The sequence below is a fragment of the Bathymodiolus platifrons methanotrophic gill symbiont genome, from assembly GCF_002189065.1.
GTDB lineage: Bacteria > Pseudomonadota > Gammaproteobacteria > Methylococcales > Methylomonadaceae > Methyloprofundus.
On sequence record NZ_BDMN01000307.1, the window covers coordinates 1 to 10,629 of the forward strand.

Here is a 10,629-nt window from a genome sequence, read left to right on the forward strand (position 1 = left end):
CGAAAGTCATGTTTTTCAAGGAGTTGATCAACGACCGTAACACTCACTGCATACCCTTTTTTCATGATATTTTCAGCAATTTCGGGGCGTGACAAATTTGTCCATTTAATTGTTTCATCCATGGGAGAACCTGCCGTATGTTCTTTTATTACCTCCTTCGCTGAAAATCAGGGAAACGTAGCCTAAGCGAAGTGATGATTTTTAGTCCGCGATAGCCGTAGGGCCGTTATTTTGTCGGAGTCTGAGCGTTAGCGAAGGTGGAGACAAAATAAAAGGCCATCCGACACGGCGTCAAGTCATTTGGAGCCTATGTTCCGACCCCTTGTTGGGTCGGGACGAGGTGACGAGGACGAATCGGGGCCGCCGGAGGCATAAGTGGTCGCGTTAAGTTTTTGCTGCTTGCTTGGGCTGGGATGCCCAAAACAAGCTTTCGCAAAAATAGCGACTCCCCGAAAATGCATCCTCCAATCCTTCTGTTGTGTCCAGAATAAGTTTACGTCCTGCACCTGATTGGCGAATGCGTGAATTTTCATCAGAAAGTTCTGCATTTAACTCCTGTACCCCTCGTGTAATGGTTCGGTCGTTACATTGCAAAATAGAACGGATATAAGTGACCCCACCATACCCCAATTTTGTTGCCTCAATTGCTGCATAACGGCGACGATCTTTTCCGATAGGCTATTATAAAAAAATGAGTATTTGGGGTTCTATTTCTGAGGGGTAAGCTTGTATCATCATGACTAAATAGGATGCCCGATCCACTGGTTATTGCCAAAATTTATTAGAGGTTGGTTTCGGGTGTTATTTAATCCGCGATCCTAATGGCGCTTAATGAAACCCCTAAATGGTCGGCAGCTCGTTGTCGCGTATATCCATTTTAAGCACTAATTTTTCCGCATCTTGTTTAAATTCTAGTGTGTATTTAGGTTTTGACTGTTTGTTTTCGTTACTCATATTCACCTCTAATGACATTATAAATCAGCCTTTAGATGTGTCCTGCTTTATTAAACCATTACAAAGTTATGCAAGGTGATGAAGTGACAAGTAGTTTTAAAAGAGGACGAGAATTTACAATCGGAGTTACGCTAAATTTTTAAGGACTTGGGTGGGTGAGGTGGGGAATGAGCATTAGAATTTTTTACCACAGAGAGGGTACAACATTTTCTCGTTCTCACGCTCCGTGTCACATTAGGTTAAGAGCATTAACGATAGTGAACCTGCGCGTAAGGCTAAGTCGAGAAAAATATTTTGGCTCCATCAAGTTTAATCACCTAAGTAAGCATAAGAAAATCAATGCTGTTTAAATCGGTGAATCTGGCGGCGCTGTTTTTTATTGGGACGTTCTGCTGGATCGGTGTGCATAAACTGGCGTTCAACACGTCTTTGTGCGACATCTTGTTCCCGTTTTAAGATACTGGCGGCTGTTTCTTTATATAGCAATACCGCCTCAACTGCGGGGCGTCGATGGGCATTGATGCCTAGTACAGTAATATCCCAGCTGAATTGGTCTTTATGGATAACAATATGGCTATTAACTTTGACTTCTTTGCTGGGTTTAGTGCGCTGGCCATTCAAATGCACCTTTCCACCTGATACGGCTTCAGCGGCCAGTTTGCGCGTTTTAAAAAAACGCGCAGCCCAAAGCCATTTATCCAGACGGAGGGATTCGAGTTGGCTCACTGTTGAACTTAACCTTCAGACCAGGCTTTAAAGCCACCGGCTAAACTAACAGCATTGGTGTAGCCAAGTTTGTGTAAACTTTCTGTTGCTAACGCGGAACGTCCACCTGATTGACAGCAAACAATAATTTTAGCCGCCTGTTGACCTGCAAATTGAGGATGATTACCAATCTGGAATTCAAGTAAACCGCGTGGGATATTGATCGCATTAGGTAATTGCCCGGCAGCAAATTCAGCGGGTTCTCTGACATCTAAAATAAGGTGGCTAGATAAAGCCTGTCTAGCTTCAGATACGTCTATTTCCTGGATAGATTTTTTAGCATTTGCAACTAGATCCATTGCTGTAAAAGACATAGTGGTTCTCCTGAGTTTGGTTAAAGGCTAATTATATTAGCAAACTATGATATATAAAGGCTAGTTTTTTAGTGAGGATTAGTTAATTAAGGTAAACTAGGCTTTTTTTTATGCTTTTTGAGTTGAGGGCGTTTCGTGAATCTTGAGAAAGTTATTTTCGGTTTTTTCATTGTACTATCATTAACCTTGAATGTGGGATTTGTCTTAGGTGAATATAGTAATCCCGCTCATCATAGTGTCTATGAATTATTTGCCGTTGTTGTGGTTAATTTAATTGCTACTGGCTTAAAATTAGGTGATCGCTCACAAATTGGAGCTGTTCTACTGGCGACTAGTCTGGTTGCTGACTTTGAGTTAATTGCTGCTGCTCTGGAGTGGACCTTTGCTGTTCATGTTTTTGAAACGGGTATTACACCTGAGGTTATTGCCAGTATTGTTGCTCTTGCGGGCGGGGCCCTGGTTGCTAATATTATTTCTGTTGTTATTCTGGTTTCAGAAACGCTGATTTCACGGATGTAATGCATTGAAATTAATTCAAACTATCTAAGAAGTATCGCGTATGTATACCAGCAATGAGCTAAGCCGAGTTAGTTTTATTGTCATGCGCGAGATGCGCGTACCGTTAATAGCTTTATTAACGGTCTATTCAATTGCTATCTGGGGGATGATATATATTCCCGGGCCTGTAATTGATGGGCAAGTAGAGTATTTGAGCATTTTTCATGCCTTTTATTTTATGACCTATACTGCAACCACCACTGGGTTTGGTGAAATTCCTTTTACATTTAGTAATGCGCAAAGGTTATGGGCCATTGGTTGTCTATATGTCAGTGTCGTTACCTGGTTTTATGCGCTGGGTAGTATTATACGGTTATTCCAGAATGTATTTTTTATACGTGCTGTAGACGAATGGCGCTTTGCTATGAGTGTTAATCGTATTACAGGACCTTTTTATATCATCTGTGGTTTTGGTGATACCGGAAGTGTACTGGTAAGAGGTTTAAATGATGCCGGTTTGCATGCGGTTGTTATCGATCAGAGAGTAGAGCGCACACAGGCATTAAAATTACGTAATTACAAAACGACTGTGCCTGGTTTATGTGCCGATGCCAGTGTCCCTAAACATTTGCTGGAAGCGGGGGTGGCACATAAAAATTGTAAAGCCGTTGTTGCTATTACCAGTAGTGAAGATGTTAATCTTAAAGTTTCGGCAGTTGCACGCCTATTGAATCCTGCGGTTGGTATTCTTACCATGTCGAAATTAGATGATGTTGAAGAAACATTAGCAACGTTAGGGGGAGAAGTGCACATCGTTGATCCCTTTAAGACCTTTGCTAAAGTATTAAACGCCTGTATTAATAACCCGGCATTTTACGCCTTAAATAACTGGTTAGTTGGTGACAAAGGGGCAACTCTTGAGTCTTATGTGCGTCCACCTGTGGGAGGGTGGATAATTTGTGGCTATGGTCGAATGGGCATGGAAGCTAATCATGTACTAACCAAGAATGGTGTAAAAACAGCTGTTATTGATCCACATTCACGTAAAAAAGAAGAGGAAGTTGAAACTTATATCGTGGGTAGGGCAAATGCCAAAACATTAAGGACGGCGGGGATAGATCAGGCAGTAGGGATTTTAGCTGCAGCAGATGATGATGGGCAGAATTTAAGTGTATTACTCAATGCGCGTAGCCTGAATCAAAATCTATTTACTATTGTTCGGCAAAACAGTCATCAAAACGAACTGGCCTTTGAAAATGCGGATGCTGATATGATTATGCAACCTACTTTGGTGACGGCTAGAAAAATATTACTATTGTTAATTGCACCTTTATTAAAACATTTCTTTCGGTATTTGTTGGCTAAAGAAACAGGTCGAGATGAAGTCATTAGACAGGTCATCAGAACATTAAGGGAAAAAATTGGTAACAAAAAGCCATTGCTGGTTACCATAGATTTTACTCGTGAAAAAAGTAGAGCAGTGATTCAATGCTTAGACGAAGGTAGTGATGTTTTGCTAGGCGATATTGTAGCTAATCCACGCAATCGTGAGCAGGACCTTGATTTAATGCCATTTGTTATTCAATCAGGAGGGGTGCAATATATATTGCCCGCAAAAGATCATAAAATTAAAGAAGGCGATCAATTGCTTTTTTGTGGCACTGCTTATGCCAAGCAGTTATTAAAGGCGACTATTAATAATGAATATACTTTGCATTATTTGCGTACAGGTAGGTTTAAGCCAGCAAGTTGGTTCGCTGGGTGGTATGCAAGAAGATATAATAAAGCATAAGCTTACTTCTTTGCAGTATATATAAAGGGACTAGGGTCGAGGTATGAGCCAGAATATAACTAAATGCGCGCTATGCGGTCTTGATGTTGAAATCGATGGGTTTAATGTTGAGACAGACGCGGGCTTGAAAGAATTTTGTTGCGCAGGATGTTTAGCAGTTTATCGCTTATTAAATGGCGATAAAATTAAAGAATAGTCACGTAGAGCGGAATTTAGTCCGCTAATGTATGTCCTTTAGCATGAAGGGTCAGGCGTTTAGATTGAGGGTTCCCACTTCTTTTGTCTTGGTGTTACTATAGCTGACCCCTCAAGGAGGGGTTAGGGAGAGGTTTTATTAGAAAAAGTTTCCTCAGCCCTTATTTTACAAAGGGGGACCTGAACGGTTACCATTAAATCGCTTCAATCTTATAGCCAGACTCAGACCATACTAACAAACTAGCACTGTCTTTTTTCCACTCGGCTAGCACAAAACGTTGAGCATTTTTCCCTTGCAGTTGTATATCATGCACCGCTGGTCGGTGAGTGTGTCCATGTATTAAACGCGTTACCTGGTATTTTTCCATAAGCTGTTTAACTGTCTCTTGATTTACATCCATAATGTCCTGTGATTTTTTGCGTTTATGGAAATAACTACGCAAACGGTACCAGCGGGCATATAGTAATCTGAATATCAGTGGCTTGGATAGAACATTCTCTTGCCATTCGACAGAATGTGATTTGATGCGAAATGCCTGATAAGGCAGGTCATCAGTGCATAATAAATCACCATGAGTCAGTAAGGTACTGGTTCCGTAGAGATCGGTGATACTGTATTCATCGAGCAAAGTGACTCCGGTTTGTTTACCAAAGCGTTGGCCAATTAAAAAATCACGATTACCATGGATATAGAAGATGGGTGTACCTTGAGAGGTGAGAGCTTTCAGGTGTTTTTTTACCGTGTTGATCGGAGGGCTGAAGTCATCATCTCCAATCCATGTATCAAATAGATCTCCCAGAATATACAGAGCCTTAGCATGAGTGGCGCGAGTTGTTAATAGCTGTATAAACTTGCGAGTAACTTCAGGTCGTTCAATGGTCAGATGTAAATCTGAAATAAACAGGGTCTCATTGCGCATGGTTGCAAGGCTTTTAGGAGTGAGCTAGGTCAGGAGTAGAGAGTGGCTTCAGAAGCTGTGAAAGTATTCCACAAAATCCCCCTCCTTAGTTAAGGAGGGGTTAGGGGAGGTTTGATATAAACGCTCTGAAGCTACATTTTATAAAGTGAATATTATTTAATAACTTCAGCTTTTTCTATCACGATATCTGTTTTAGGTACATCCTGGTGTCCGTCACGGGTACCTGTAGGAGCGTCCGCCATGCCATCAATGATATCCATACCTTCTACTATTTTACCAAAAACAGTATAACCCCAGCCGTTCGGAGTTGGTGAGCTATGATTTAAGAAATCATTATCCTTATAGTTGACAAAAAACTGTGATGAAGCAGAATCTGGTACGTTAGTGCGCGCCATCGCGATTGTTCCACGATCATTTTTTAAGCCGTTATTAGCTTCAATCTTAATGTTGGCGTGAGTTGATTTTTGATTAAAATCAGTATCAAAGCCACCGCATTGCGCCATAAAGCCAGGAATAATACGGTGAAAAATAGTGTTGCTATAAAAGCCTTCTTCTACATAAGTAAGGAAGTTTTTCACAGTAATGGGGGCTTTTTCTGCATTGAGTTCAAGAATGAAATCACCGGCAGTAGTTTGGAATTTGACTCTAGTTTGTGTTTCTGACATTTTATTTTCCGTTTAAATATTTTGAGTAATTAATTTCAGGTAAAGGTATTCTTAAGGATTGAGGATAAAATAAACTCCGAAACTGAACAAAAAGACAGGTTCGTTTCGGGTTTTATAAAATTTCAGTCCTAAGGGTAGATATTATTGCGGCAATAGCAGTGCTTTTTCTATCACTATATTTGTTTTAGGTACATTTCGCAGACCGCTACGACTTCCTGTGGGAGCTTTTTCCATTTGGTCTACAATATCCATGCCCTCGACAACTTTGCCAAATACTGCATAGCCGGAGCCTCTTTGTACAGGGTAATTTAAACTATTATTATCTTCATAGTTAATGAAAAACTGCGCGGTTGCAGAGTCAGGATTACTGGTGCGAGCCATTGATATAGTAGCGCGATCATTTTTTAAACCGTTATTTGATTCATTCTTGATAGGCGCTAGAGTCTGTTTTTTCTGTAGGTTTATATCAAATCCGCCGCCTTGAGCCATAAAGCCAGGAATAATACGGTGAAAAATTGTTCCATTATAAAAGCCGTTGTCTATATATTTGAGGAAATTGCTTACCGTTATGGGAGCTTTTTGAGAATCGAGTTCAATTATAATGTCGCCAAGAGTGGTTTGAAGTTTAACTCTTGTTTGTTGCGTAGGGGCTGTGTTTTCTTTTGAAAAAGAATGAGTTGCCGTTAATGAAAGCATTAAGAAAAGGATTAAGGAACGCATGGTACTCTCTGTAATTGGATGCAAATAGTAAATTCTATGTGTTTTTACCTTGAAAGAGAAGTGTTAATATTGGAAAATTGATCAATTAAACTCATGCTGATGAGCCGTTAAACCTAGAAAAACTAGTTGAACGTGAATTTATAGTGCATGGTATTGCTTTTACAGTGCTTTAAAAAAATCTTAGCTTCACCCATAGGTTAAGCGGGTATTTTTTTGAAGTGATGTGGAATCAATAACTTGTGCTAGAAACCGTGAGCAACTGATTTTTCTAGGTTAAAACCAAATATTAACAATAGTAAAGACCAAAATGTTAAAAATTTACAATACCCTTACTAGAAGCAAAGAAGTTTTTACACCTAGAGTTGCTGGTAAGGTCGGCATGTATGTTTGTGGGATGACTGTTTATGATTACTGCCACATAGGGCATGCGCGTGTTATGGTAGTTTTTGATATTGCTGCGCGTTATTTGCGTTACTCAGGTTATGAGTTAACGTATGTGCGAAATGTAACCGATATTGATGACAAAATTATTCAACGTGCCAATGAGAATAAAGAAGAAATCGGTGCCTTAACAGATCGATTTATTGATGCAATGCATGAAGATGAACGTGCATTAGCCGTGTTGCCCCCTGATATGGAGCCGAGGGCAACCAAATCAATGGATGATATTATTCTGATGATTACTGCGTTGTTTGAAAAAGGCCTGGCCTATACAGGAAGTAATGGTGATGTATTTTATGCAGTGAATAAGTTTGCTAATTACGGAGCACTGTCAGGTAAAAAACTGGATGAATTACAGGCGGGTGAACGGGTCGAAGTAGATCAGGCAAAGAAGAATCCATTTGATTTTGTGTTATGGAAAAAGGCTAAAGTAGACGAGCCTTATTGGAATTCCCCCTGGGGAAGAGGGCGTCCTGGCTGGCATATAGAATGTTCGGCTATGGCAACGCGCTGCTTGGGAAATCATTTTGATATACATGGTGGCGGCATGGACTTGCAATTTCCACATCATGAAAATGAAATAGCGCAATCTGAAGGTGCAAGCGGCGAAAAATTTGTTAATGTCTGGATGCATAACGGCTTTGTGCGTATTAATGAAGAGAAAATGTCCAAATCACTGGGAAATTTCTTTACTGTGAGGGAGGTGCTAAAACAGTATCGTCCTGAAGTAGTACGTTTTTTTGTAATGTCCAGCCATTATCGTAGCCCGCTTAATTATTCAGACGAGCAACTGGATGATGCAGGAGCAGCGTTAACTCGCTTATATACGGCATTACGAGGGGTTGAGATCGTAGTTGATTATGCTCAGACAGACTATAGCGTACGATTTAAACAAGCAATGGACGATGACTTTAATACGCCTGTTGCAGTAGCAGTATTATTTGATATGGCTAGAGAATTGAATAAAGAAAAAAACAATGATTCCGGGCTTGCTGCTCAGTTAGCAGGCGAACTCAAAGAATTGTCTAATGTTTTAGGGATTTTACAAGATGATCCAGAAAGCTTTCTGCAGGCGGGGGATGCTGTGCAAGAAGGTGGCTTAGGCGAGCAGGAAATTGAACAATTTATAGAACAGCGTAAACAAGCCAAACAAAACAAAGACTGGGCATTAGCCGACAAAATCCGTGATGACTTAAAAGAGCAGGGTATCGTTCTGGAAGATGTAGCAACGGGAACCAGTTGGCGTCGTGAATAAATATATTTACCGTTCGTTTCCGTGTATTTAGTGGGACGTAAAAGCATTGTAGGGCGCGGCTTTAGCCCGCATGTTTATATTCGCAATGGCGGGTTGAAACCACGCCCTACGTACAACAGACGTTTTCTAGCAAAGAGTCAGGGGTTTTATAAAAAACCGAATGCAATAGGGCTTGAACAATAACTAATTAAAGAAGTGTAAGTGTGACTGAAATAAAAGATAAATCCATCGAAAACTATCTAGATGAACTAGCCAGTAAAGCAGCCACTCCTGGAGGTGGAAGTGCGGCAGCATTATTAGGCGCACAATCAGCAGCATTAACCAGTATGGTGTGTAATCTAACAATCGGTAAACCAAAATATATTGAAGTAGAAGATGATATGCGCGCTTTATTAGCTAGGGCCGAATCCTTACGTACCACTTTAACCAATATGATTAAGGCAGATGTTGACGTATTTAATCAATTGATGGCTGCGTATGGCTTGGTAAAAGTTACAGAACAAGAAAAGAAAGCTCGTAGCCAGCAAATTCAAACAGTACTGCGTGAGGCAACCCTAGTTCCCCTGGCTTGTGCGAAAGCCTGTGCTGAAGCGGTAGAATTAAGCCAGCAAGCAGCAGATAAAGGTAATTTAAATGTAATTAGTGATGCTGGAGTCGCTGTTATGTCGGCTTATGCTGGGCTAAAAAGTGCAGCACTCAATGTTTATATAAATACCGCCAGCCTTAAAGACGGGCCCTTTGCTGAAGAAAAATTAGCAGAGTTAGAATTGATACTTAACGGTGCTGATATAAAAGCAGAGGAGATTTATCAGCTGGTTAAAAATAAATTGTAAAACGCCAAATTAATTATTGACGGTCAATTAAAATCAGCTATAATAGTCAGCTCTTTAAGGCATTAATTACTAGCGTAGTAATTTAGTCAGAGTGTATCGGGGTATAGCGCAGTTTGGTAGCGCGCCTGCTTTGGGAGCAGGATGTCGGGGGTTCGAATCCCTCTACCCCGACCAATACAATATGCGCTTGTAGCTCAGCTGGATAGAGCATCGGCCTTCTAAGCCGAGGGTCACAGGTTCGACTCCTGTCAAGCGTACCATTATCTATTAAAGTATCTACATTATGGTGGGCGTAGCTCAGTTGGTAGAGTCCCGGATTGTGATTCCGGTCGTCGCGGGTTCGAGCCCCGTCGTCCACCCCAATGATACCTTTACAAACAATACCTTACAGGTTCCTTCTTGTAAGTAGTTAACCAATTATTCTCTCTCTATCAATACCTAAACTACCTTGCAATACTCAAGAACTAGGTAGTTATTGATGAATAATAATTTAACATCTAATTACTACCATATCAATCAAAAGCTTTAGTTACTGTGACAAGATTGATGTGTAAAAGCCCTTGCTCTACCTACTATTTTTATACTAAATACATTAAGTAATAACTTATCACCAGTTGTACTTGTTTTTGTATGTTGTTTTCTAGTTGTATACCATAATTTACTATAGTTGAACTGCTTATCCTGAGGAGAGTAGGGCGTATTAGCTAATATTCAGACGAGCTAGAGAAAAGTAGAATAGGTTATAACTAATAAATTAAAGTTTTTTACTAGTGTCTTTGTTCTACTTGCCCGAAAAAGACCGGGCAAGTTGTCACAGTTTTGGAGTTGTTCGCATATTCTGAAAGGTGTTCAGATGAAAGGTGAGCATATCGCCGAACCATTTCATAAGAACTCCATCCGCCTAATTCCTGCAATATATGTAAAGGTGTTCCATTTTGAATATGCCAACTAGCCCACGTATCAACAGGGTTAAATAAATAATACAGGGAAATGATTTTTAACACATGAGTGGAAACACCCAGTTTTCAGCATTTTTTTAATTTAGAGCAATAATAGCAGATGATGTTTGATTACTTGCTTCGAGATGCCTAACTATTCGTTAATAGCCCCATTTTACTCTCTAACTCTTTTGGAGTAACTGGCTTTGATAGCATCAGCAAGCCTTCTTTTTGAATATTTTGCAATACAGAAGTATCGGTATCTCCTGTTATTATTATCCCAGGATCAAGTACGGGGCAGGCTTTGAAGACGAACAAAAATCCTGCGTAATTCTGTAA

At 40.3% G+C, this 10,629-nt stretch carries 13 protein-coding genes, 3 tRNA genes and 2 pseudogenes; 8 read left to right on the plus strand and 10 right to left on the minus strand.

Going from position 1 to position 10,629, the window contains the following annotated elements; all coding sequences use genetic code 11:
* The 5 genes from CDZ78_RS15960 to CDZ78_RS15975 form a co-directional block, all read right to left on the minus strand.
* Positions 1-149: ISAzo13-like element transposase-related protein (locus tag CDZ78_RS15960; protein ID WP_444979213.1), on the minus strand; the 149-nt coding region annotated here is incomplete at its 3' end.
* Between the two features lie 235 nt (positions 150-384).
* A complete protein-coding gene (locus tag CDZ78_RS22600; protein ID WP_174664591.1) occupies positions 385-630 on the minus strand; it encodes a hypothetical protein in 246 nt (81 codons plus the stop codon).
* A 210-nt stretch (positions 631-840) separates the two neighbouring features.
* Complete coding sequence (locus CDZ78_RS23865; RefSeq protein ID WP_263459038.1) at positions 841-972, minus strand: hypothetical protein; 132 nt, start codon at positions 970-972, stop codon at positions 841-843.
* A gap of 318 nt (positions 973-1,290) precedes the next feature.
* On the minus strand, positions 1,291-1,680 hold the full coding sequence (locus CDZ78_RS15970) for an RNA-binding S4 domain-containing protein (protein ID WP_087870886.1): 390 nt from the start codon (positions 1,678-1,680) through the stop codon (positions 1,291-1,293).
* A gap of 8 nt (positions 1,681-1,688) precedes the next feature.
* A complete protein-coding gene (locus CDZ78_RS15975; RefSeq protein WP_087870887.1) occupies positions 1,689-2,033 on the minus strand; it encodes a rhodanese-like domain-containing protein in 345 nt (114 codons plus the stop codon).
* A 135-nt stretch (positions 2,034-2,168) separates the two neighbouring features.
* Here CDZ78_RS15975 and CDZ78_RS15980 point away from each other — a divergent pair, with 135 nt between their 5' ends.
* Genes CDZ78_RS15980 through CDZ78_RS15990 form a run of 3 tightly spaced genes read left to right on the plus strand, consistent with a single transcriptional unit; the run spans position 2,169 to position 4,519 of the window.
* Entirely contained in the window at positions 2,169-2,552 is a 384-nt protein-coding gene (locus tag CDZ78_RS15980) for a DUF6394 family protein (RefSeq protein ID WP_087870888.1), read from the plus strand.
* A gap of 40 nt (positions 2,553-2,592) precedes the next feature.
* Entirely contained in the window at positions 2,593-4,323 is a 1,731-nt protein-coding gene (locus CDZ78_RS15985; protein ID WP_087870889.1) for an NAD-binding protein, read from the plus strand.
* Between the two features lie 43 nt (positions 4,324-4,366).
* On the plus strand, positions 4,367-4,519 hold the full coding sequence (locus tag CDZ78_RS15990; RefSeq protein WP_087870890.1) for a heavy metal translocating P-type ATPase metal-binding domain-containing protein: 153 nt from the start codon (positions 4,367-4,369) through the stop codon (positions 4,517-4,519).
* A gap of 193 nt (positions 4,520-4,712) precedes the next feature.
* Here the strand turns inward: CDZ78_RS15990 and lpxH are convergent, their stop codons facing one another.
* The 3 genes from lpxH to CDZ78_RS16005 form a co-directional block, all read right to left on the minus strand.
* On the minus strand, positions 4,713-5,438 hold the full coding sequence (lpxH, locus tag CDZ78_RS15995) for a UDP-2,3-diacylglucosamine diphosphatase (protein ID WP_087870891.1): 726 nt from the start codon (positions 5,436-5,438) through the stop codon (positions 4,713-4,715).
* A 152-nt stretch (positions 5,439-5,590) separates the two neighbouring features.
* Positions 5,591-6,103 carry a peptidylprolyl isomerase gene (locus CDZ78_RS16000; protein WP_087870892.1) on the minus strand — a complete coding sequence of 171 codons (513 nt, stop codon included), beginning with the start codon at positions 6,101-6,103 and terminating at the stop codon, positions 5,591-5,593.
* Between the two features lie 141 nt (positions 6,104-6,244).
* Positions 6,245-6,823 carry a peptidylprolyl isomerase gene (locus tag CDZ78_RS16005; RefSeq protein ID WP_087870893.1) on the minus strand — a complete coding sequence of 193 codons (579 nt, stop codon included), beginning with the start codon at positions 6,821-6,823 and terminating at the stop codon, positions 6,245-6,247.
* Positions 6,824-7,130: 307 nt separating this feature from the next.
* On the opposite strand from CDZ78_RS16005, the gene cysS reads away from it, so the two are divergent.
* The 5 genes from cysS to CDZ78_RS16030 all read left to right on the plus strand — a co-directional run bounded on the left by cysS (position 7,131) and on the right by CDZ78_RS16030 (position 9,714).
* A complete protein-coding gene (gene cysS / locus CDZ78_RS16010) occupies positions 7,131-8,519 on the plus strand; it encodes a cysteine--tRNA ligase (RefSeq protein WP_087870894.1) in 1,389 nt (462 codons plus the stop codon).
* 203 nt (positions 8,520-8,722) lie between these two features.
* Positions 8,723-9,352: a methenyltetrahydrofolate cyclohydrolase gene (fchA, locus tag CDZ78_RS16015; RefSeq protein ID WP_087870895.1), complete on the plus strand. Its 630-nt coding sequence runs from the start codon at positions 8,723-8,725 to the stop codon at positions 9,350-9,352.
* Positions 9,353-9,449: 97 nt separating this feature from the next.
* A tRNA-Pro gene (locus tag CDZ78_RS16020) sits at positions 9,450-9,526 on the plus strand.
* Positions 9,527-9,535: 9 nt separating this feature from the next.
* A tRNA-Arg gene (locus CDZ78_RS16025) sits at positions 9,536-9,612 on the plus strand.
* Between the two features lie 26 nt (positions 9,613-9,638).
* Positions 9,639-9,714: transfer RNA gene (locus tag CDZ78_RS16030), tRNA-His, on the plus strand.
* A gap of 405 nt (positions 9,715-10,119) precedes the next feature.
* Here the strand turns inward: CDZ78_RS16030 and CDZ78_RS16035 are convergent.
* Both CDZ78_RS16035 and CDZ78_RS22220 read right to left on the minus strand, forming a co-directional pair.
* Positions 10,120-10,311, minus strand: a pseudogene (locus CDZ78_RS16035) (tyrosine-type recombinase/integrase); the annotation flags it as partial.
* Between the two features lie 129 nt (positions 10,312-10,440).
* Positions 10,441-10,629: pseudogene (locus CDZ78_RS22220) on the minus strand (hypothetical protein); the annotation flags it as partial.